This is a genomic window from Urechidicola vernalis (assembly GCF_031846385.1).
GTDB classification, from domain to species: Bacteria; Bacteroidota; Bacteroidia; order Flavobacteriales; family Flavobacteriaceae; genus Urechidicola; species Urechidicola vernalis.
In genome coordinates, this window is the sequence record NZ_JAVRHV010000005.1 from 1 (window position 1) to 25,195 (window position 25,195).

A 25,195-nucleotide genomic window follows, 5' to 3' on the forward strand; every position below is an offset into this window, starting at 1 on the left:
AGTCGTAATCGTACCCGAATCATCATGGGTCAATATGACGATGTTATCTCCAATGTCTGAACATGTAAATGTAGAAATGTCTATCGAAAGTATACCTGATCCTGAACCAGCATCAATATCAGAAGGGCTAATTATAGCATTTCCAGAAGCATCTAATTGAATTGTAAAATCCTGACAGATTGCGGTAAAAATGGAAGTATTCAATACATTCGTTTCCATTATTATAGCATAATCTTCTTCATACAAAGAAGGTAATTCTGCTACATAAGGAGTATCCTCCTCCCAAACAGTTTGACAAAAACTATTCAAACTCAAAACAAGGAGAATGGAATATAATAGATAATTTTTATAAAAGACGTGGGGTCTTTCCATAGCGCAATTCTTTTTAACTTCCTTAAAACAAATTTGAAAAGGGGTTCAAAAAGATACGTACTCACTGAAAGTAACCGAAGGTAAAAAAGGGGACTTAAAGTAACATTATATCATATAATTGTATTCAAAATTAGTTATAGGGAGTTAAAATTACAATAAATTACACTTATCTATTTGATTAATAGACGGTTCGCTTAATAGAGTTAACAAATGGTCTTGTTTAGTTTACCAATAGTTAAAAGAACACTTCATTAACCAACGGTTTAATTGCTTCTAAATTAAAAAGTTAGCTTTTTACCTAAGACTATATTTAAAAATGTTGGAAGGTAATTGCTATTTAACAACAATCTTTTTTGAAATAATACCTACCTCGGTATCCAAAGAAATAACATAGACTCCAGTACTCACATTTACAGGTAATTGCATATTCCTTTCATCAAGATCGCTATTCCAAATGCTAATAGATTGACCTATAGAATTATGAAGAATTGCTTGTTTAATATCAATATCTGCTAGTTTTTCTATCTGAATGTGGGATTGCTCATTGTTCATAAATAATATTACCGTATCGTCAACATTTGGAACTGACTCTAGTTCGAGCAATTTTGATTGAAATACTATAGAAAAGCGACTCTTATGAATTCCAGCATCCAATTTCACTTTAAAATCATCATTCAGTAAATCATAGGTCTCTCCGTTATTTTCTAAATCTTTTAAATAAACCTCAATATCTTCACCAAAGTTCTCAATTGATTCTAATGAAATCGTTTGACTCGTATCCTGATTATTTTCATCAACAATTACTGAAATCGGGATTTCTCTTTTAACGTTAAAATCTCTATATGCTTGAATAACTTGATACCCTTTCTCTCCTAAAAAGAATAAATCCGATTTCATTACATCACCAGAAACAGCATCATAACCGTAATCAAATTGATCCGATGCTCCTTCTAAAAAGGCTATCATATTACTTCTATAGAATCCTTCTGAAGATTTAAAACCTAATCTTATTCTTTGAATACTGTCCTTGGTTTCTTTTAATTTTGAGTTTACCTTTTTAGAGTTGCTCTTGGTAAAAATTGATTCTCCGGATTTTTCAGTTTTAAAAACTCGTTGGTTGTTTGTGAATACCACGTTCCCTCCTTGTGGGTTAGAAACCACCTCGGTATCTCCATCATAATCATATTTTTGAATAACATAAAATCCTTGGCCGACAGGAATATACCTACTTGGTGTTTTTGTTCCACTTCCTACTTGGCTTATGTCAGGATGAGAAGGTGCTGGTGTACCTCCTGATTTGGTGTAAATAGCATATCCTCCTTGGTAATCAGATAAACGATGACTACCTCCTCCCCAATGCTCCCAAAAATATAATTGGCCATTAATAGAGTTTATATTATCGTCAATAAATTCATTTGCATCAATTGCCGAAGGAAAAGGGTTTCCGGCTAATGAAATTCTTGGGTTACCATTCGAATCAAATGAAGCAGAAAAAGTAGTGTGCACCAATTCTGTATCGCCATTTAATACGTTATTTGGTTTTCCTCTAAACACATAACTCTCCGCTTCAACGCTCATATCAATACTTCCTGAGCCTGAAGTTCCTTTCATAGTATACCCTTCAGTTGGATTGAAATTATGAGTATTTCCAACCCATTCCCAATTGGCATAACTATTATCTTGATTCGAAACAAACCTATACAACCAATAAGTAGATAATTTTCTAGGATTAGAAGCGGCTCCATCCGCAAAATATGCGTTTGCATTAAAGGATAGTGTATTAATTACATCGCCCCCTTGATGACCATCACGTAGGACATCGCCAATTTTAAAAGCAGCATTGTTTTGCGTTGTATTTCTTAAACTTACAGGTGCAGACCAATAGTTATAGGTAAAGCTATTTGCAGTACCTTGTCTATCTCTTTCTACATAGCCACTGCTATTTGTATCTAACCAACTTCCTTCTCTTTGTATTAATTGAGACTCATTCTGTAAATCAATCTTACCATCTAATTTTAAGTATGTAGAAATATTTAGTTCATAGTCATTCCCATCTGCACCAATAGTTAATTCACTATCCGTTATTTCTTCATCCGTAACAAGGGCACTAGATTCCGATATTAGTGACCCTAAATATAAATTTCGGTTTACAGATAGATTGTGTAAAACTCTTACAGTATTCCATTCTATTTCAGAAGATCCATCTATACCTATTGAATTGGGAATATTCCATACAGTTTCTCCATATTGCCACGGTGTAGAACTATCAGTTGCGTCCCAATCTCCGTCTTGCATGGTATAGTAAGGTATTGGTGCCGTTTGTGATTGATTGGTTGTAATATTGAGTGGTGAACCATCTATTTCGCTTTCCGAACTATCCGATGCCATATTATCATTAAAATTATAGTACCCTATCAAATTACTCCATTCAAGATTATCTGATATATCTTTCGAAGTAACTTTTGCAACTACATAATCCCCATTCTTCTCAATCTCTTGATTCATCATTTCTTGAATCTGTACTTGAGTTAACCCTACATTCCAAATTTTAACTTCATCTATAAATCCATTGAAATAATTGATGGGATTTGCAGAGTCACTATCATAATAGGCGCCAATAAAAAAATTTTCTGAATTATTCATTAAGGAACTGTTTGTTCCATCAGTATCTAGTAAAATTCCATCCACAAATAAACTAGAATTAGTACCGTCATAAGATACAGCTACATGATGCCACTTGTTATTCGTAATTGAATATGGAGATGCCGATAATTCAACCGTCGACTGTCCACCATTATTAAATGTTTTAAACGTAATAATTCCATTTTCTACAGCCAACACATACCCATAACTCTTACTGCCGTCAGAAGAATCAAAATCACCTTTAGAAACTATTGTTCCGTTAGCAATTGTGTTTTCTTGTAAAATCCATGCCTCAATTGAAAAACTTCCTGTTAAATTAAAATTATCTAAAAAATCTACATAATCGTCGATTCCATCAAAATCGATCATTGGTACACTTTCGATGATATTTAAAGTATAATCCTCAACTTCACCATCAAAATCAACTTCACAACTTGTAGGGGGTGAATCTTCTGCACCATCATTATCTTCACTTCCATCCCATTTAGAAGAAATCCTCATTAAAGTACTCCCCAATACTGCATCTACTGGAACAACAATAGATAAAGGAGATAAAGACGTTGGGCCATTATCAACATCAGATGCCAGCCCCAAATCATACTCTTCTCCGGCATCATCAAAGTCTCCGTCTTGATTCCAATCTATCCAAACCATAGCAAACAAAGAGTAATTGCCATCTGTATTTAAATTAATTGTTAGATCATGAGTAGATCCTCGATTTACATCAGTTGATATATTGGTAAAATCAGAATAAGCATTTAACGATAAATCAGATGCGTTTGAAATTGTATTAAAAATAACATTACTAATACCTGTATCATATTCAGTATCTCCATAAGAAGTGCAATATGTAGAACCTTCTCCTTCAACATTAAAAGTATAAGGGTTTCTGTCTGAATCATTACTCGCTATTGATATTTGTGCAGCCCTAGTTCCAATAATTGTAGGGTCAAATTCTATCGTAAAATTAGTGCTGCCAGAGGCTGAAACAGTTGCAGCGGTTAAACTTGTATCGAGTGAAAAATCTCCAGTGTCTCCTGAAATAGAAACAATTATACCTGTTAAATCCGATGCTCCGTTATTCTCAATTGTAAACGTATGAGTCACAGTTCCATTTTCAATAAAAAAAGACCCAAAATCTGTATCATCTAATGTCGATATGGATGTTTGCCCATTTGACATGGTATTTCCGCTTCCGACTATATCAATAATTGGACTTGTAGCTGCCGAAATTTCCAAGGAATAGTCTTCTACTTCACCATACCAAATTTCATCGTCACAATTGTTCGGATCTTCATCATATCTTGAGCTTACTCTCATTCTAGTAGTACCCACGACTGCTCCAATCGGTACAACAATTGTTAAAGGTGATAAAGTTGTTGGTCCATTTGATGAATCCTCAGTGGATCCTAAATCATATTCTTCATTTGAATCGTTAAAATCTCCATCTTGATTCCAATCAATCCAAACAAAAACATGGTACACATAATCTCCGTCTGTACTAACATTAACAGAAATATCGTATGGCTCTCCCTGTTCAATATTTCCAGTAATACTTGTAAAATCTGTATATCAATTTTCGTTTAAAGGGCTCGAATTGTTAATATCACTAAATTGAACTTGTCTAATAACGTCTTCCCATCCATCAGATTCGTATCCTCCAGATTCGCAATAGGATAATCCACCACCTCCTCCGCTAAACCCTAGAATAACAATATTATCAATATAAACTCTATCGTTATTTGCATTTGCGTCGTCTATTCTAATTCTAAATCTTGATGTTCCTGATGAAAAATCATAAGAAGAACTATCTAATGTATAAGTGCCAATATACTCAGTATCATTATTCTCGAAGCCTGTATTCCCCTTCTCATATTTAATCAATTCTTGCCAAGAACCATCTCCATCATCATACTCAATAACGAAGGACTCAGTATCCTCCATTCCTCTAAATTCAAAATCGAAAGTGATACTAACTGAAGAATAACTTGATAAATCGAAATAATCAGAATATAGGTTTGAAGTACCTGTTCCGTTTCTTAATCTAACCGCATCAGTAGTATTTGGTCGGTTATCATCTCTAATGACTGCATTGCCTCCACCAGAATTCCAATCTCCCCAATTTGAATTAAAATCTTCTGAATTAATAGTGGTCTGAGAAACAGCCCCTATTGAAAAAAAGAGGCATATAAAAAGAAAAATGCTTTTAAATTGGGGCAAATTTAAAATCATAACAATTGAGGTTTACAGATGCAAACATACAAAAAGTTATCAACATTTTTGATTTTATGTTAATAAGCAGGTCTTGTTGTTGATTTATCCGCAATAAAATCCGGCCTTTTATTCCAATAATAGCTTTTTCGAGATGGAGCCTTTTGGTGTATCTATGGTCAGAATATAAACTCCTGTACTTAAATGATGAACTGGTAAGTTTAGTTTTAACTTATTTAAGTTGGTATTCCAATACGCTATTTGTTGACCTATAGAATTGAATAGTGTAATATTATTAAAATCTACATCTCTGGTTTTAACAACCCTAATTTCTTTGTATTCCTTATTTGTGTATACCTTAAATGCATCTTCAATTTCTTCAACAGATTCAACACTTTCCTTTCTTGACCTAAATACCAAAGCAAACCTTTCCTTATACTCTCCAGCCTTAAGTTTTATGTCAAAACTACTAGAATTTCTTATGTTATAAGTTTCTCCATTATTGCCAAAATCCTTTACATATATTTCTATCTCATCCGGGAAGTTCTCCAAGCCATCAATCATAAATTTAAAGGGATATGCTTCATCTTCTTCCGCTATGTCAAGAATAATTGGAATTTCTCTTTCCTTTTTAAATTCACCAAATCCTTGAATTATGAACTTTTCATCTTCAAGCAGCATAAAGGCATCACTTCTATTTTGTTCAGGTGCCTCTGCATCGAATAAGTGATCATGAGCATCCGTTGCTCCTTCCAAAAACGCAATCAATAGTGGTCTATGAATACCTTGTGGTGTATCAATTCCCAATCGAATTCTCATAACGCCGTCATCGGTTTCAATGTCTATATTCCTCTCTTTACCCCCTCCTGGCTTGATATAATTAGAAGAACTGCCTGTTTCTTTATAAAAAATCCTCTGGCTATTCTTAAATACAACTCTACCTCCTAATGCGCTAGATTTAACCATAAATCCTTGGCCTATCGGAATGTACCTTTGAGGAACTCTCCTAGGACTACTTCCAGGGGTAATTGTTGGATTGTTTGGATGAGGAACTTGAGAAGTTGCTTGATTTCCTCCAGAACTATTATACACGGCATAACCGCCTTGGTAAGAACGCACTATGTGTGTGTTATCTGACCAATGTTCCCAAAATAACAAAGTTCCGTCTGTAGAGGCACTATTGTCTGCTAAGAATTCGTTCGCATCTATAGCCGAAGGAAATGGATTTCCAATTAACGATACATATTGCCCATCTATCCCCGAAGTGGCAAAGTCTACTGCCAACATTTCTGTTTCTCCATTTGGAATGTTATTAGGTTTCCCTCTATATACCAGGTTTTGTGATGCTACACCTAAATCAAGTGAGATCGCTCCACTTGCTCCTTTCATGGAAAATCCTTCTGTTACGTTAAGAGTTCCTATATTCCCTACAAACTCCCAATTTGCATAGGCTCCAACTCTATTAGAATAAGCATATTTATAAATCCATGAAGTTGCTAACTTTAATTGTTCTGAACTTGTAGATCCTCCGTCAGCAAAGTAATAATCATATCGATCACCGTATTTTATTGGTCTAGGATTATCTGGGTCTCTACCATCAAATAAAACGTCATTTAATGTAAACGGAAGATTGTTTCCTGCTCCACTCGATAAGCTAACTGGAGATGACCAATAATTATAAGCAAAACTATTCGCTGTTCCTTGTTGATCTCTTTCTAAATATCCAGTTCCTGCTTCATTTATCCAACTATCTTCATCTTGCAATAACTGTGATTCACCAACCAAATCTAAAACGCCATTACCATCTATGCTTAAGTAACTTGTAACTCGAACACTCTGACCGCCACTAACAGCGTCAGAATTCTCAATTGAAAGTTTATCGTCATTTACAAATAAGCCTAATAAAGTTATGTCTTTATCACCAGAAGACACATTATGGTTTGTTTCTACAATGTTCCAAATTACCTCTGTTCCATTAATCGTATTGTTCGGTGTTATCTGAACATTTCCATTTAGCCATGTATTTGAATTCGTCCAATCTCCACTTGTTGTGGAATTATATGGTAATGGTGCGCTTTCACTTTGTGATGAAGTAATATTAATCAAATTACCACTAAAACCTGAGGCGCTTTTTGAGGCAAGATATCCTGAAGCCAGGTCTGTGCTTTGATTCATTTGGTAATAACCATCTAAACTAGCCCAAGACAATCCAGAAACATCTTTAGGTATTGTTGCTCCTTGAACATTCCCAGCGCTATTTTCAATTTCTTGATTCATCATTTCACGTATCTGATCTTGAGTAAGTACAACAGACCAAAGACGTACTTCATCTAACCAACCGTTAAAATAATTAGTTGGAACATTTACGCTTCTATCCATAGCGCCTATTAAGAATTCATCACTATTACTACTAGGTAAAGTTCCTGAAGTGCTATTTACTAAAATACCATCTTGATACATTCTATAAGTGCTGCCATCAAAAGAAATAGCAACATGATACCATCTGTCTGTTGTCATGGCTCTAGAACTCGTAATTAATCCTGATCCGTTATATCTAAATGAAAAATTATTTCCTTGAATTCTAAGATCATATCCATCTGTAAAATCACTAGCATCTCTTTTTGATAGGATCGTTTTTGTTCCTGAGTTACTCTCAGATTTAACCCATGCCTCAATGGAAAAATTACCACTTCTATCGTAATTATCACCAAATGATATATAATCGTCTGTACCATCAAAATCTATAAAAGATCCACAATTTGCAAATGTAACTTGTGTTGTGTCCGAAGATCCTGAACATGGCGAAGCACTTGTAATACTCCATTGCAAGGTATAAGATTCACCACTCTGACCTGTAAATGTTGATACGGGACTATTGACATCAGAAAACACATAAGAACTTGCTAATTGACCAGAGATTACTGTCCAAACTCCACTAGCACCAGCGACTGATAATGGATCTGCACTTAAGGTTACTGTTGTATTATTACAAGCGCCCGTTGATTGAGAGGTTCCGGCTTCTGCAGCTGAATTGAATTCATTAATAGTAACCGTGGTTTGGGCTTGAACAGTAGCACAAACTCCAGTTGGTGTATCATACAAAACGATATAGGTTCCTGCCGTACTACCACTCGGGTCAATAACACCTGTAGAAGTATTTAAATCTAAAGTACCTGACCCTGTATAAGAATATGAGCCACCTATATAGGCATCTGTACCTATTAAACTAGGAGAAACCGAACTATTACTATTACAAAAAACTGACGTATTATAAGATAAATTAACTGTAGGTATACTCGTCACTGCTAGAGATGCCGTTGCAGAGGTTACATTAGAACAATAAGGCCCTGTCATAACCACATAATAATTACCTGCATCTGAAGAATCTATATTGGAAATATTGAGTGTTGTTGAATTTGCACCAGAAATCACAACTCCATTTCGATACCATTGATAAGTTGAAACTGTACCTGTGGTTACAACACTAAATGATACATTATTACCTTCACACTCTGCTACATTGGTAGGTTGACTCGAAATTCCAATTTCATTTACAGAAATTGACACCGTATTTGATTGAACATTACTACAAATTCCAGAGCCACCAACTATAACATAATAATTGTCTCCATCATCGCCAATTGCTAAACTGCTAGCAGTGTACGAATTGCTTGTAGCTCCTGAAATCAAAGATGCATTCCTATACCATTGATATGTAAGACCATCACCAGTTGCTCCAACAGAAAAAGTTGTGGTATTTCCAGCACAAACAGTTCTATTTTGTGGTTGTGTAGTAATAGTTACTTCTTCCGATATGGTTAACTGCATAGTGTCCGAAACTGGACTACATTCTCCTGTTGGAGTGTTGGTGTAAGTCAATGTAATTGGGCTAAAAAATACATCTAAGGCATGAGGCGTATAGATCGCCAAAGGAGTATCATTATTAAATGACCCAAATCCATTAGTGCTCCAAGTTCCAGAAGGGTTTGAACCACCAATAGTTCCAGCCATAGTTGCCGTGTCTGATGAACAAATTGTTTGATTTACACCTGCATCAACAGTTGGGGCTTCTTCAACCGTGATATCTAAAGACTCTGTTAGTGCCTCTGTACATGTTTCATTTCTTGTACCAGAAGGAAACCTACTATTATTATAATTTGCACTTGTAAGACTAAAGGTTGTAGATGCCATTAATGCAACCGTAGTAAAAGTTGCGTTTCCTGTTGCATCCAATGTAATGGTTCCTGTTTCAGATCCACTATTATAACTATATGTAATATCGGTAAATTCTGTTCCAGTTATTGTTATTTCTGTGGTGTTATTTTCGCAAATAGTAATATCTACACCTAATAAGGCTGAAGGTTTTTCAATTACATAAATATTTATTTCATCAGTAACAGTATCACACGTTCCATTTCCTCCTTCTAAAATTATAGTATGAATGTCCCCTGAATTTGAGGTAGGTAAATTATAATTACTATCTAATTCTGGGTGCGTTTCATCCGTACAAGTTTCAGTATAAGTTCTGCACCAACCCCATGGCCAATATCTTGTGCATACTCTAACGCATTCTTGATAAGTAGCATCATGGTCAAAGTTGTCATCCGTACCTGTAGCATCAAACCAATCCCATTCATCATAATCTAAACCACTCCCTAAAGGTCCGTCAGTTCCACCTGCCATGTCAATCGAACTTGTATCTTCACAAACATAAATATCTTCTCCTGCAGTAATATCTAATACGTCTAAATACTGTAATTCGATTTCGAATGTGTAGTCTGAAGAAGTGCCGCATGGATTAATTGTAGATACCGTTATTACATATGTTTGAGGTTGAAATGCTCTACCCCAATCATATGTCTGAGTAATATTGACCGTAACTTCATCGGTATTATCACCATCAGTTATGTTGAAACTTCCATTTGGCATACCCCAATTATATGCCACAACATTTGGATCTACTGGTATACTAAAATTAACAGTAGCATTATTTGTAAATGCTCCAACGCAAATATTATACGGCCCGTCATGAGAAGTTGGTGCTGCTGGTGCTGCTCCATAAACACCTATAAAGGCATCAATTGATGCTGGGTTACACCCAATTGCTTCAATTGAAAAACTATAAAAATCTCCTGTAGTAGTTTCTGTAGTTGTTGGATTTCCGCTAATTGTAAAAATTCCCGTTCCTGGATCAAAAGATGGTAAAACGCCTGAAGGTAATGTGCCTATAACATTTGCTCCTGTTGCATTGGTTAATTGATATGTAATTGGAGTCATAGCCGAACCAGAACAAACGTTTTGACTTTCAGTTCCGGCTGCTGATATTAGCCCTATTGTTGCATCTGGTGTTACAGTAACAGTAATGGTATCCGAATTTTCGCAACTGCTCCCATCAGTTCCTGTAACTGTATAAGTCATAGTAGTGCTCGGGCTAACAACATCTCCATCAGAAACACCATTATCCCAGGTATATGAGGAGGCACCACTTCCTGTAAGCGTTACAGTATCTCCCGAACAAATTGTTACATTACTAGAAGATCCATCAATAAGTGCTGTTACCGTTGGTAACGGATTTACCGTTATTGTAATGCTTTCTGATGCAGGTACTGGATTTGCACAATTGGCATCTGAACTAACTTCTAATGTTACAACATCTCCATTTGAAAGACCTGAAGTCGTGTAATTAATAGTAGTTACTGTAGGTGTACCATTTAAATACCATTGATATGATGGATTAGAGCCTCCATTTGTTATGGTTCCTGGTAAAAAAGTTGTTAATTCACCTTCGCATATAATTGTATTTCCAACAATACTAAAAGAAACAGGTAACAATGAGTTTACAGTCATTTGAATACTATTACTCAATTGAGAAGTAGCACATACAGATAAATCAGATGTCATAGAAACCGTAACAATATCATTCTGATTTAAGGTAGAAGTTACAAACGTAGAACTTGTTGTTGGTGCACCCACTTCAGAACCATTAATCTGCCATTGATACATAGGAGTTGTTCCTCCATTTGTTGGTGTTGCAGTAAAAGTTGTAGGTATCCCTTGACAAACTGTTGTATCTGCTGCAGCAATACTTACAGAGGCGTTTTCTGCGGCATCTGTAATTGTTATTATTGCCGAACAGGTATCAGTGTTTCCAGCATCATCTGTAACGGTGAATGTTACAACGTTATCTCCAATATCGGCACAGGTAAAAGAGGATTGCGATAAACTGAAATTTGTAGAACAATTATCTGTTGACCCATTATCTACCTGACTACCTAAAACAGTTAAAGTTCCAGTTCCAGGTGCTAACTGTAATGTTAAATCTTTGCAAACTGCTACAGGTGCTTCGTTATCTTCAACAGTAACAGTTTGTACACATGTAGTTGTTAAGCCAGCTCCATCTGTGGCCGTCCAAATTACTGTCGTGTCTCCTAATGGAAAAGTAGCAGGAGCATCATTCGAAATTCCAACAGAACAATTATCTGAATAGGTTGGGGTCGCTAAACTTACACCACTTGCCGTACACAATCCTAAATCGGCACTCACAGTTACGTTGCTAGGGCATGTAATTGTTGGAGGCGTTGCGTCTACAACTGTCACGTTTTGAATACAAGTAGCTATTAAACCTGCAGTATCCGTAACGGTCCAGGTAACTTGAACTGTTCCTAATGGAAAAGTTGATGGTGCATTATTTGTTACACTGGCAACTCCGCAATTATCAGATGTTGTAGGTGTTCCTAAATTTACTGTAGTAGCTTCACAAAAACTATCTGCATTAACTATAATATCAGAAGGGCATACTATTATTGGGTTTTCAACATCTGTTATAACAACATCAAAACTGCAAGAATCTATTAACCCTTCGCCATCTGTTGCTGTATATGTTACTGTTGTTGTTCCAACCGGAAAGGTGTCTCCCGGATTATGTGTACTTGATACGGTAACACCGCAATTGTCTGCTGCTGTCGGGGGCGTCCATGCAACTATTGCTCCACAAATTGAACTATCGGTTCCTTGACTAATATCAGGAGGGCAAGAACTTAAAACTGGATTTTCATCATCAGTTATAGTAATTGATAAAAAATCTGTACCTGTTAATCCTTCATCGTCAGTAACCGTATAAGTAATTATTGTGGTTCCAACATTATAAAATTGACGTCCAACTTGTCCAGAACCTGAACCTGTTGTCGCACCTGACATAGCCCACGTTAAATTAGTTCCAGAACAATTATCACTTGGAATTGCATTACCAATTAAAAGTTCTAACGTACAATTACCCGGCCCATCATCAGAAGAATTTCCACTTCTATCACTGCTAGCAACTACAGTTGGAGCTTCATTATCTATTACGGAAACATCAAAACTACATGTTTCACTAAAAGTGCCATCATTAATTGACCATACAATAGTAGTTCCATCAGGAATTTGTGCACCAGCGAGGGTGTTAGAATTGTTAAAATCATTAATTACCACAGCTCCCCCACAATTATCGTTGGCTACTGTGGGATCAAATTCGGTTCCAACGACAGTATAGTAACATTCTTCTGTAACTGTATTTCTTGTTTGATCACCTATACATGAAATTGTTGGATTCTCATCATCTATAACTGTAACGATTATATCATAAGTATTCGAATTTAATGAAGCGTCTATGACAGTATAAGTAATTGTTGTTGTTCCAACATTATAAATCTGTCTACCTACTTGATTCATTCCTGACAATATTGTCGCTCCCGTAGTAGCCCAACTCAACGTAGGTATTGAGCAAGCGTCACTAAAAAACACATTACTAACTAAAATTTCTGATGTGCAATCTCCAAACCCATCAACTGAGGTGTTTTCTATTACATTTCCTGATCCTCCAATAGTTGGAGGTATATTATCTATAACATTAACGATTGTTGAACAACTAACGGGGGTACCGCCATTATCAGCCGATAGCGTAACCGTAACCTGACCAATATCTGTACAAGTAAAATTATACTTATCTAAACTTATCGTGGACCCCATAGATGCTCCAGCATTAATATTTGCTACTGTAATGCTGGCATTACCAGAAGCATCAAGATAAATATCTAAAGTATTATCCGGGATGCAATCTGCTGTTTGAGCAATTAGATTTACTGTTAACAACATAAAAACAGATACAATAAAAGAAATATGATATCGGTTAGTACGGGTGTTTTGAGGCATTTTTAATTAAGAAAATTTTAAGTTCACGAAAGTATAAAAAAAACGCCTTTTTCTAATTGATTATAAACAGTTTGTAACTAAAATTTAATTTATTATTAATGATATAGAATAATTTCTGCCTGGGGCACTAATTCCTGAAGCGAATTCTTTATAATGATTATCAAAAATATTATCTATCATAAATTGAATGTTCAAATTCTTTGTTATGTTATAACTACTATAAAGATTTAGACTATTCCAGCTGGGTGTTCCTACAAAATCTCCATCTTCATTTATCGGAGTTTGTTCAATATTATCAATTCCCTCAATTAAATTGTAGTCCTCTATTTTCTTAGTTGCATTAAATCTAAAACTCAACGACATCTCCAATCTCTTCTTAGCAAATGCAAAGTCTACATTACCAAATAAAGGCGGAATAGATGATAAGGGTAATCCGGAATCATAGGCCCTGCCTTTGGTATAAGTTGCACTTGCGCTGGTTTTAAAATGTTTTGATAAATTTCCTCCTAAAGTCAATGTTGACCCATAAATATATGCGTTATCATGATTCACATTTGCGTAGGTTTCTACTTCTTCTCCGTCATAAATAATTGTTGGAGATCCGTTAATGGGGAATGGTTCTCTTGCTATATAGTTATTCAGTAAGGTATAATAAACATTAAATCCAACATTAAAGTTTTTATCATTTAAGTATTTAATTGCACCGAGTTCTCCACTATAAGCAAATTCAGGTTTCAACGCAACGTTGGGAACAGTTACAATTCCATTTTTCTCTCTAATTTTTCCGATATCATCAATATTAGGCGATCTAAACCCTGAAGAAAGCACGGAGTTTAATTGCCAAGTATCATTTGGTTTGTATGCATAACCGACAGTCGCCGTTAAAGCGCCATTATTTAGATTGATATCCATGTCTGGTAATGTAATAAAGGTATCATCTATCCATGTTGCATTTAACCATGTATTTGTAAAGCGAATCCCGGTATTTAAAGTTCCTTTCTTAGAAACATCTTGTCTATAACTTGTATAAATTGCGGAACTTGTATAGTTGCTTCCACCATCTGGGTACCTGGATTGAACGGCAAAGTTTCCTGAAAAACCAATTATTTCATTTCCTTCAACTTTTAAAGTCTTTCCGACAGCATATGAGTCTACTATATTATGAGTTACTTCTATTCCATATGACAAACTACGATTCGATTTATTTGAAAGAGGAATTGAGAAATCACCATTGAAGCTTAAAACATCAACATTTTCAATTCTATAAGACCTGTCCAAACTTCCAAACTTTCGTTGAATTCTAGATTCCTCTAAATTTTGATATGCCGCTGTAAAAGTTCCAGAATCCATCCATTTTTTGGATGGTTCAAAAGAAAATTGAGAGCTTATCATGGTTCTTTTCTGAGGGCCATAATACCATTCAGCGAATTTCAAAGATCCCTCTTTTTCTTCTGTTAGTCTATCAAATCTAGGTATGTCTGAAGACATAGAATGTTGAAAATTCAATATTAATTTTGACTTTTCTGAGGCTTTAAAAATCAGTTTTTGCAAAAAATCTCTTTGATTATAGCCGGTATTTTTCTGATTATTTGGGTCTGAATTTGAAACTGGATTTGGATTGTAAAATGTATCTGAATTATTTGAGTATTCAAAAACTTTACCCCAATCTTCAAATCCATGCCTTCGGTTTTCACCCATTTTTAAATCTTGAAAATCTGAATATGAAAAACTGGTAAAAGAGGCCCATTTATTAAATGAAAATGATACACTTCCTTGATTCGTGATTTCTTCGTTAACTGAACTATATCTTGATAAAAAACTCACTTTTGTTTGAGGAGTATAGGAAAACTTTGGTGTTTTTGTGTAGTAATGAACAACCCCTCCTAAAGCATCAGATCCATAGATTACAGAAGATGGTCCAAACAAAACTTCTGTTCGTTCTAATGTAGAAGGTGATACAGTAATAGAACTTTGTAAATGTCCGGTTCTATAAATAGCATTGTTCATTCTTACTCCATCAACAACAAGTAAAACCTTATTTGCTTCCATCCCTCTTAAAACGGGACTTCCCCCTCCAAATTGAGACTTTTGAACTTTCACTCCAGGAATGGTAGCAAGTAAATCAGCAGAAGTCTGAGGAGCAATTTTTACGATTTCTTTATTTATACTAATTTCAATTTGCTCCGCAACTCGACTTCTTGTTTCTTTCTGCTTTGAAGTTGAAAGAATTACTTCCTCTAAAGATTCCGCCTGTTTGTGTAAAAAAACTTTAAAATCTACCTCTTTTAAATGACGCTTTAAAATTTCAATTTCGATATAAGATAGATGATTGAATGAAATGACTTCATTTTCATCAAAAAAAGACAAATCTACTTTTCCAAATTTATCCGAATAAACGACCTTCGTGTTATTTTCTCCATAAACGGTACAGTTTTCTATAGGGAAATTAGTTTCTATATCAAGAATTGTCACCTCTTGACTAAAAATAAACCCACAAACAAAAAATATTACTACGCTAATTAAACTCCTCATTACTAACTAAATACCTGTCTTAAAACGTCTAGTGATTTTGGTCTTTTAAATCCCGTCAAATGTAACTCAAAATATCGGATCAGAATATCTAAAACTCGATGTCTATTTACTGCATTAAATTCTACCTTGTGTAGAGCATCAATATTTATACCTAAGAGTTTTTTAAAGGCAATTAAATCTTCATTTGACACAACATTATTGTGGTATTTTACATTTTTAACAAATCTCCCTTCTAGCAAATCAAAATTGCTATATCCAATATTTTCTAATTCAGGATAAAACCCAAGAAATTTGGTTAATTTTAATAAAAATAACAAATGGAAATTAGAAATATTTTCATGAAGATCTAACCACATTAAGGCGCTTTCTATATAACTATACAAATCCTCATTCGATTCTTCTTCTTGAATTGATGTACTCAAAACCTCGGATAAAAAAAACACAATAGACTGTTTAAATATATTTGAATATAGCGATTGATAAGGATTATGAATATGAACCTCTTTTAAACTATTTAGGTTTCCCTTACTGTTATGTTTTCCTATAATATTTAATTGAGTTAATGGTTGAAAGTAAGATGCTTTAATCTTGCCTTTCCTTGATCCTAAAACCCCTTTTAATAAATAAGACTTACACCCCGATTTTTCCGTAAAGCATTTAACGATAAGACTTGTATCTCCGTATTTAATTGAATTTAATACAATTGCCTTTGTTGCAACAAGCATTCTTAATTTATTATTACAATTTTTGTAGTGTTTGTTTCCTTATTGTCATTGATAGATAGCGAAATAATATTTACTCCTGATACATTCTTAAGCTCTCCAAAATTGATTTTATTGTGAGCAATTTTTACGTAGTTATAAGAATTGGAATCTTCCCAACTATTGGAATAATCTATTTGAGACCAGACATTGATAACAATAAAAAAAAGAAAAAAATTTAAGTATTTCACTCCAATAATTTTTTGCTAAGGTATTCATTAATAACGGAAACATGAAAAGTATTATTTTAGCAAAAATTACTCTTAAATGCCTTTAGAAATTGAAAGAAAATTCTTAATAAAAAATTCTTCCTATAAAACGGATAGTTTTAAAGTATCTTTTATTAAACAAGGTTTTTTAAATTCAAATAAAAATCGGGTTGTTAGAGTTCGAATTTTAGACAATTCTGGTTTTTTAACTATTAAAGGAATTTCCTCTAGTAATGGTACTTCAAGATTTGAATGGGAAAAGGAAATTCCACTCGAAGAGGCTAATGAATTATTCCAGCTTTGTGAAAAAGGTGTAATTGAAAAGTATCGTTATTACGTTAATCATGGGGATCATATTTACGAAATAGATGAATTTAAAGGTGAAAATGAAGGACTGGTTATTGGTGAAGTTGAACTTGGTTCAGTAGATGAATCTTTCTCCAAACCAACATGGGTAGGTGTTGAGGTTACCGGAGATACAAAATTCTATAATTCTGAGTTAAGCAAGAATCCTTTTTCAAAATGGGTATAAAAAAGAAACTCGAGTCAAACAATGTTTAACTCGAGTTATAAATAAATCAACCCCAAAGACTCATTTACATTACAAATATAATATTCTTACTAATACAATTCATAGCAATCTATTATTTTTCTTCTAAAAATATACAAATGGTTTGTTTTAATAAATAAATGGAAATAAAAAACCCGAACATTGTTTGTTCGGGTTTTTTAAATAAATCAACTTATTGATTTTTAACGTAATTAGCTTATTTTTTTATTCTGACTTTGTATTGCAGAAATACTTTCTAATTCCCAAGAAAGTCCTTTTTTTATATAAACAATCTGTCTTACTGTTTTAACAGCATCGAATCGATATATAAACTTTCTGATAAATTTGGTGACATCTAACTTTTGTTTCACACTGCCCTCTCCTATAAACTTTATAGTGCGTGTGTCTTCTTTTATGTCCCTCAAAATATCTTTATCTGTGGGGATAAAAAAAGAAATGATTGTCATTATGTAATTTTGTAAAATTTTAAAAGTCTATTCAACGTTTAGACTCAATATTATAACTCAAAGGTAAGCCGAATATTCGATTGAAATTTTTAGAATTAACGCTTGTATTCTTTTTTTTTACCAATGGTATTAGAATCGCTATAAATGGTTTTTAGTTTTAAGAACTAATAGGAAATACAATTGTAACTTTTGTTCCCGTTTTTTCTTCGGTAGAAATATCTGAAATATCGACAACTACATTCGCTTGTCTGTGTAATAACTTAATTCTATTTTCCGTTGCTTGTGTGCCAAAAAATTTCCTTCTATTAATTTGTTTGTGAGGTTGTCTTTTCGAATTGTCTATTCCTATCCCATTATCAACTACTTCACAACGAATACTGTTCTCTTCTTTTCTAATTGTTAATTCCACTCTTTTATCTCCCTCCACATGCATTATTCCATGCCAAATTGAGTTCTCTAAATATGGTTGTAAAAATAATGGAGGAACTTTAACTTCTTCTAAATTAATACCATTATCTACATTTATGATATACTCAAACCCCCCCTTAATTCGCATTTGTTCCAATTTTACATAAAGCCCTAATATTCCTAATTCTTCAGATAATGGAATTGTAAGGCTGGACGAACTCTTAAGGATAACACGAATTAATCGCGAAAATTTTGTAATATAATCTGACGCTTTTTCTACATCGTTTTTTAACACAAAGTTGTTAATTGAATTCAGGGAATTAAACAAAAAGTGAGGGTTCATTTGACTCTGTAATGCGGTCATTTTTAACTCCTCCATTTGTTTTTGCTTAATGGCTAACTTAACCTCTGCATTTTTACTCCGCTGTTCAATTCGTTTAACACTATGCCCTAAAGTAGAAGCAAAAACTATACTCTGAATAAATGCTCCTATATACATAAAAAACATAGGATGCACACCATAGTTTGCAAACACTTCTTCATCTACAAATAACTGTAAGAAACTAATATTGGCAAGTACTACGTACAACAAAGAGCCAAATACAAAATACTTCGATGTAATCCCTGGAATTTTATAGAGGTAATAAAACGAAGTTAGATTGAATATTGTTAGTAAAGGCCCTACAATTGTAAATGATTGCAATTGAAATTCATAGCCCAAAAACATCTCAATGAAAATAAACATAGGTGCTAGAGCCAATAAGACTTTTACTTCCAGTTCAAGAAACTTATCCCATTGAACATTGTGTATCCTAGTTTCTAAGAGATTTCTTGTAAATAAGGCAAAACAGGCGTATGCTAAAAATTGAATAGGGAAATTTATATATTCATAAATTCCTTCTGAAACAATGTTGTCAAATACATGTTGATAGAAATAAATAAACAGCCCTAGAAGATATAAACTGTAGTATAAATAGGTTGTTCTTCGGTTCTGGAAATATATTAGTAAATGATAAATTACTAAAACAAATAATCCTCCTCGAATCCAAGAATATATTTCAGAATGGATATCTACAAACATCCTAATTAATCAAAGTATAATTTGGTAAACAATTCGGCCTTTTTAGATCTACTAATAGAGGCTGTTTGACCATTTGTCATAATCAATTCTCCCCCCAATCCTTTTAAATATTCTTTAACGTGGTTCAAATTAATCAAATACGAATTATGCACCCTATAAAATTGAGAAAATTGAAATTTCTTTTCTACTTCTTTTAAGGTTTTAGAAACAATAATTTCTTGATCGTTAGAAAGGAAAATAGTTGTATAGCTCTTATCAGATTTTAACATAACAACCTCATCCTTTTCCAATAAATACACCTTTCCATCAGCAGAAATATTTATTTTATCGTGATTGTTATTTAAGTTTCCTAAGAGCAGTTGTAATTTATCTTCTAATAAAGCCTCTTGTTGTTGGTCTTTAATTTTTCCAATAGCAGCAATTAATTCATCTTTATCTACAGGTTTTAACAAATAGTCTATGGCTGAAACCTTTATTGCCTTTAAAGCAAACTCATCATGAGCAGTCGTAAAAATTAAATTAAATTTTTTGTAGGTTAAATTTTCTAAAAGCGTAAAACCGTCCATTTCTGGCATTTGAATGTCTAAAAAGACTACATCAGGTTTTAAGTTTTCTATTACCTGTATAGATTCTATCGGCGAATTACATTTTGTGATTTTTACATCAATAATGTATTTATTTAATTTCCATTCTAAAGCTTCTAATGCGTCGTTCTCGTCATCAACTAATACTATGTTCAACATATATATCAGGGGTTTGGTTACAATTTTTATAATGCAATCTACAACTTTTAGCTTTATTGGCAAAGAATAAAATTGATTTTCAAATCAATAGAATTATTTCACTTCTATTTTTCTCAAAAACTGATTCCTGGGCCCATCTAATAGAGTAATTAATTGATCTCCTTTTTTATGAAATAGTATTTTTTGTTGAATTGTGTACATTGTTCATATTCAGTAAAAAAATGGGATAACTTTTTATGATCCATTTGCATCTAGAATCAACTCATTATATATAGTGTCGAAAGCTTGTTTGTTTACCTTATGTCTATCTGAAATTTCAGAGTGTTCCGTTTGAATAAATGCGTGTATTTTAACCCTTAGGGCGCCAGGACAACCGCTAAAAAAAGTATAGGACAATCTCTTTTTGCAATCGTAAAAGGTCATCGGTACTATCGGGATTCTATGTTCTATAGCCAATATAAAAGCACCATTTTTAAAAGGGCTTAAAACAATGCTTTCATCATCCGGAACAAGTCCTTCTGGAAAAATACAAACACTTAATCCATTTTTTAATCTTCGCTCAGCTTCTGCAAAAACCGCTTTTCTACTTGAGGGCTTATTTCGATCAACCAGAATACATGTGCGTTTATAAAAATATCCAAATATTGGAATTTTACCCAATTCTGCTTTTCCAACAAATACAAATGGGTTTTTAACTACGGCCAGCATCAGCATAATGTCAATCATAGAAGTGTGGTTTGCGCAAAACATGTAACTACTTCTTGGTTCAATAGTTTCTTCGGAAATTGTACTTGCCTTAAAGCCCATTACAAATAGCAAGGTCTTGCCCCATGCCCTCGCAATTTTAAAAAAGGCAGGATACCAACTTTCTTTGGCTGTAATAATTAGCAAAACTGGTAACGCAACAATTATAGTTCCAATAAACCATGCGTAAAACCAAATTCTCCAAACAAGTATGGCTAGATTTTTTAATACTTTCATCTATTCAAAAATACTAATTAAAATCGTTACTTTTGCGTGTATAAAGTATACAAAATGTCAAGAATTCTTACGGGTGTACAGAGTACCGGAACACCACACCTCGGAAATATTTTAGGAGCCATTTTACCGGCAATTGAATTAGCAAAAAATAGCGATAATGAGTCTTTCTTATTTATTGCTGATATGCATTCATTGACCCAAATTAAAGATGGAAAAACCCTTAGAGAAAACACTTATAGCACTGCTGCAACTTGGTTAGCCTGTGGTTTAGATGTAGAAAAAACAGTTTTTTATCGCCAAAGTGATGTGCCTCAAGTAACAGAGTTAACTTGGTATTTAAGTTGTTTTTTTCCATATCAAAGGTTAACCCTTGCACACAGTTTTAAAGATAAGGCTGATCGGTTAGAAGATGTGAATTCTGGTTTATTCTCTTACCCAATGTTAATGGCTGCAGATATTTTATTGTATGACGCGGAAATTGTACCTGTTGGAAAGGACCAATTACAACATTTAGAAATGACACGCGATGTAGCTAATCGATTTAATGGTCAAATGGGAGATACTTTAGTGCCTCCACAAGCTAAAATTCAAGAAGGTACAATGTATGTTCCTGGAACTAATGGTGGTAAAATGAGTAAATCGCAAGGAAATTTTATTGATATCTTTTTACCAGAAAAGAAACTGCGCAAACAAGTAATGAAAATCCAAACGGATTCTACACCTTTAGAAGAACCTAAAAACCCAGACACCTGTAATTTATTTGCCTTGTATAAGTTGCTTGCTTCAGCAGAACAAATCGCTGAAATGCGAAACAATTATGAAGGAGGAAACTATGGGTATGGACATGCTAAACAAGCATTTTTTGAACTTTTACTAGAAACATTTGGTGAAATTAGAGAGCGCTATTTCTATTATATGGATAACTTAGAAGAGGTTGACAAGGCCTTAGCGATTGGGGCTGAAAAAGCTTCAATTGTTGCTAATAAAGTATTGTCAAGAGTGCGTGCTAAGGTGGGTTACTAAGAGGTTATTATCAATAACTTATTTTGCTATATTTGTTTTGAACAAAAACGAACATGAAAAAAATTGTTTTCTTTTTTATACTAATTGCCACCTTTCATAGTGTATCGGCTCAAAAAGATTCAATCGTTTTAAATAATAAAAACAAACTTGTTGGTGAGATTCAAAGTTTAGATAAAAGCGTTTTGACTATTTCAACATCTTATAGTGACAGTGATTTTAAAATTAAATGGCACCGTGTAAAAGAAGTTTATAGCAACCGATTATTTATTGTTTCATTATCAAATGGTAGCAGATTTAATACTACAATTAATACTGATTCTATCAATAAAAACATTGTTTTATTAGATCAGGGAGAATTCATTCTAGAATCTACCTTAGATAAAGTTATTTATTTAGATGCCATTGGTAAGAACTTCTTAAGTAGATTAACAGCCGAATTTGATATTGGTATTACTTTAACTAAAGCAAATAACTCAAAACAACTTACAGGAAACGCGTTAATTAAATATAACGCGAATAAATGGAGCCTAAATAATGCTTTTAGTTCGGTTTATAATCGACAAGACGGTGTAGAAGATATTAAAAGGATAGAAAATAATACTACTTTTCAATGGTATCTTAAAAATGAATGGTTTCTATCTACATCTGCGGTGCTACTTTCAAATAATGAGCAATTATTACAACTAAGAACTACAGCAAAACTAGGTGCGGGTTATTATTTTAGACGAAATAATAGTATGGCTTTTGCGGCTGGTTCTGGATTGGCATATAGTAATGAAGAGTTTATTGAAGATGCCAATCCAAGCAGAAATAGTATAGAGTTCTATTTTGGATCTGAGTTTAATAAATATGAAATTGGGGATTTAAGTTTACTTACTTCAATTTTTGGCTACCCGAGTATTACAGAAAAAGGGCGTTTTAGGGTCGATTTTAAATTTGATATGAAATATGACCTACCTTGGGATTTTTATATTAAAACAGGAATTACTTACAATTTCGATAATCAACCAGCACAAGGGGCAACCAAAGATGATTATGTGTTACAAACCTCTTTTGGTTGGGAGTTAGATTAAAAATTCTCAAAAACCCCTAAACCAAACAATGCAAAATCATATCTAACGGGATCATTTATATCCATTTTTCTGAGGTTATTGTCTAATTCTTCCAATGCTTTCCAATCGTTTTGTTTACGAATTAATAAATCTAATTTACGAGCAACGTTTCCTGAATGTACGTCTAACGGACAGGATAACTTTGACATTGGAATTGAGTCCCAAATTCCAAAATCTACACCTGAATTGTCTTTACGAACCATCCATCTAAGAAACATATTCAGTCTTTTAGATGCGCTACCTTTCATAGGGTCGGAAACATGTTTTGTGGTTCTTTGTTGAAAAGGAATTTCGAAAAACACTTGTTTAAAATGATGCAGTACTTTTTTGTTGTTCAGGTCTTCTGGATATTTGGCAAATAATACCTCTAATCCATTGTAATTCTTGTATATATTTTGAAGCGACTGAATAAAAAATTGAAAATCAGCACCATTAAATGTTCGATGAACAAAGTTCTCGCATTTTTTTAAATCATCCTTAGAATGGTTTAATATGAAATCATGAGGTGAATTTCCCATAAGATCCATCATTCTATTGGCATTTTTTATGATCATCTTTCTATTGCCCCAAGCAATGGTAGCGGCTAAAAATGCCGCAATTTCAATATCTTCTTTCTTAGTGAATTGATGCGGAATTTGAATAGGATCTGATTCAATAAATTTTGGGTTGTTATATTCTAGTACTTTTTCGTCTAGAAATTCTTTGAGTTCTGATTGGTTCATTAATCTAAGAATAAGACCTGAGTTTACACTTCGACAGGCTCAGTGTGACAATTCATTGTGATTTATAGTTAAGGTGCTGGATTTGGCATTAATTCATGAACCGCATTGACTTCATCTTTAATTTCTTGGCTCAATTCTACATTAATAGAATCAATGTTTTCTTTTAATTGACTCATTTTTGAAGCTCCAATAATATTACTTGTTAAAAATGGTAATTCGTTTACAAATGCTAATGATAGTTGAGTTAATGACAGCCCATACTTCTCAGCAATTTTTAAATAGGCTCTCACGGCTTTTTCAGATTCCGGACTACTATATCTATTGTAATTAGGATATAATGCTACACGAGAATCTTTAGGAGTTCCGTTTAAGTATTTTCCACTCAACACACCAAAAGCTAAAGGTGAGTAAGCCAACAAACCAATATTCTCTTGCATACAAACCTCTGATAAATTCGTTTCAAACGGCCTATGCAATAAGGAATATGAGTTTTGAATAGTAATTGGTCTTGGTAAGTCTTTTTGCTCAGAAATGTTTAAGTATTTCATCGTTCCCCAAGCAGATTCATTAGAAAGACCAATTTCTCTAATTTTTCCTTCTTTTTTTATTTCTTCTAAATATTCTAAAATCTGCTGAAAACCTTCATTCTTCTTTTGAAAATTATCATAAGGAAACCTTCGAACGCCAAAGCAATTTACTGGTCTCGTCGGCCAATGCAACTGATACAAATCTATATAGTCAGTTTGTAAACGCCTTAAACTTCCTTCTACAGCCTCTTTAATAGATTCTTTAGAAAACCCAGTAGATCTTATATGTGCAGTATAGGCTCCTGGTCCTGCAATTTTAGTTGCTAGAACTATTTTGTCTCTATTTCCCGATTTCTTAAACCATGTTCCAATAATCTCTTCCGTTGCCCCATACGTTTCTAGTTTAGCGGGTACGGGATACAATTCTGCAACATCAAAAAAGTTAACTCCTTTTTCTAAGGCAAAATCCATTTGCTCATGCCCTTCGGGCGCAGTATTTTGTTCTCCCCAGGTCATTGTTCCAAGGCAAATTTTACTAACTTTTATATCTGTATGTGGTAAATTGGTGTATTTCATTTAACTTCTTCTTTAATTTGTAGAATTTCAAATTTAGTTAATAATTTTATTTCTCATTTCTATTAGATCACAAAAAATTAAAAAGCA

15 protein-coding genes are annotated in these 25,195 nt (G+C 33.6%); 3 read left to right on the plus strand and 12 right to left on the minus strand.

Annotated features, from left to right (window positions below):
* From RM519_RS10120 to recO, 6 genes are all read right to left on the minus strand, one after another.
* Positions 1 to 372 (minus strand): hypothetical protein (locus RM519_RS10120; protein WP_311593688.1); only part of this gene is annotated, 372 nt, incomplete at its 3' end.
* 333 nt (positions 373 to 705) lie between these two features.
* Complete coding sequence (locus RM519_RS10125) at positions 706 to 4,500, minus strand: DUF8693 domain-containing protein (protein WP_311593689.1); 3,795 nt, start codon at positions 4,498 to 4,500, stop codon at positions 706 to 708.
* Positions 4,501 to 4,587: 87 nt separating this feature from the next.
* The gene (locus tag RM519_RS10130) at positions 4,588 to 5,247 is read right to left on the minus strand and encodes a hypothetical protein (RefSeq protein WP_311593690.1); all 660 of its coding nucleotides are present in this window, start codon (positions 5,245 to 5,247) and stop codon (positions 4,588 to 4,590) included.
* 108 nt (positions 5,248 to 5,355) lie between these two features.
* Positions 5,356 to 13,416, minus strand: a complete 8,061-nt coding sequence (locus tag RM519_RS10135; RefSeq protein ID WP_311593691.1) for a DUF8693 domain-containing protein — start codon at positions 13,414 to 13,416, stop codon at positions 5,356 to 5,358.
* Positions 13,417 to 13,500: 84 nt separating this feature from the next.
* Positions 13,501 to 15,948 carry a TonB-dependent receptor plug domain-containing protein gene (locus RM519_RS10140; protein ID WP_311593692.1) on the minus strand — a complete coding sequence of 816 codons (2,448 nt, stop codon included), beginning with the start codon at positions 15,946 to 15,948 and terminating at the stop codon, positions 13,501 to 13,503.
* A gap of 2 nt (positions 15,949 to 15,950) precedes the next feature.
* Positions 15,951 to 16,673: a DNA repair protein RecO gene (gene recO, locus RM519_RS10145; protein WP_311593693.1), complete on the minus strand. Its 723-nt coding sequence runs from the start codon at positions 16,671 to 16,673 to the stop codon at positions 15,951 to 15,953.
* A 303-nt stretch (positions 16,674 to 16,976) separates the two neighbouring features.
* Here recO and RM519_RS10150 point away from each other — a divergent pair, with 303 nt between their 5' ends.
* On the plus strand, positions 16,977 to 17,450 hold the full coding sequence (locus RM519_RS10150; RefSeq protein WP_311593694.1) for a CYTH domain-containing protein: 474 nt from the start codon (positions 16,977 to 16,979) through the stop codon (positions 17,448 to 17,450).
* 230 nt (positions 17,451 to 17,680) lie between these two features.
* Here the strand turns inward: RM519_RS10150 and RM519_RS10155 are convergent, their stop codons facing one another.
* From RM519_RS10155 to RM519_RS10170, 4 genes are all read right to left on the minus strand, one after another.
* Positions 17,681 to 17,935 carry a hypothetical protein gene (locus RM519_RS10155; RefSeq protein WP_311593695.1) on the minus strand — a complete coding sequence of 85 codons (255 nt, stop codon included), beginning with the start codon at positions 17,933 to 17,935 and terminating at the stop codon, positions 17,681 to 17,683.
* Between the two features lie 157 nt (positions 17,936 to 18,092).
* Entirely contained in the window at positions 18,093 to 19,424 is a 1,332-nt protein-coding gene (locus RM519_RS10160; RefSeq protein ID WP_311593696.1) for a sensor histidine kinase, read from the minus strand.
* Between the two features lie 5 nt (positions 19,425 to 19,429).
* On the minus strand, positions 19,430 to 20,167 hold the full coding sequence (locus tag RM519_RS10165; protein WP_311593697.1) for a LytR/AlgR family response regulator transcription factor: 738 nt from the start codon (positions 20,165 to 20,167) through the stop codon (positions 19,430 to 19,432).
* Between the two features lie 234 nt (positions 20,168 to 20,401).
* Complete coding sequence (locus tag RM519_RS10170) at positions 20,402 to 21,148, minus strand: lysophospholipid acyltransferase family protein (RefSeq protein WP_311593698.1); 747 nt, start codon at positions 21,146 to 21,148, stop codon at positions 20,402 to 20,404.
* A gap of 54 nt (positions 21,149 to 21,202) precedes the next feature.
* Between RM519_RS10170 and trpS the strand changes: the two genes are divergently transcribed.
* Both trpS and RM519_RS10180 read left to right on the plus strand, forming a co-directional pair.
* Positions 21,203 to 22,171, plus strand: a complete 969-nt coding sequence (trpS, locus tag RM519_RS10175) for a tryptophan--tRNA ligase (RefSeq protein ID WP_311593699.1) — start codon at positions 21,203 to 21,205, stop codon at positions 22,169 to 22,171.
* Positions 22,172 to 22,224: 53 nt separating this feature from the next.
* Positions 22,225 to 23,244, plus strand: coding sequence for a DUF481 domain-containing protein (locus RM519_RS10180; protein ID WP_311593700.1), 1,020 nt, complete (start codon positions 22,225 to 22,227; stop codon positions 23,242 to 23,244).
* Here the strand turns inward: RM519_RS10180 and RM519_RS10185 are convergent.
* Positions 23,241 to 24,005 carry a TIGR02757 family protein gene (locus RM519_RS10185; protein WP_311593701.1) on the minus strand — a complete coding sequence of 255 codons (765 nt, stop codon included), beginning with the start codon at positions 24,003 to 24,005 and terminating at the stop codon, positions 23,241 to 23,243. The two genes, RM519_RS10180 and RM519_RS10185, sit on opposite strands and share 4 nt — an antisense overlap.
* A gap of 68 nt (positions 24,006 to 24,073) precedes the next feature.
* A complete protein-coding gene (locus RM519_RS10190) occupies positions 24,074 to 25,108 on the minus strand; it encodes an aldo/keto reductase (RefSeq protein WP_311593702.1) in 1,035 nt (344 codons plus the stop codon).
* Positions 25,109 to 25,195: the final 87 nt, after the last annotated feature.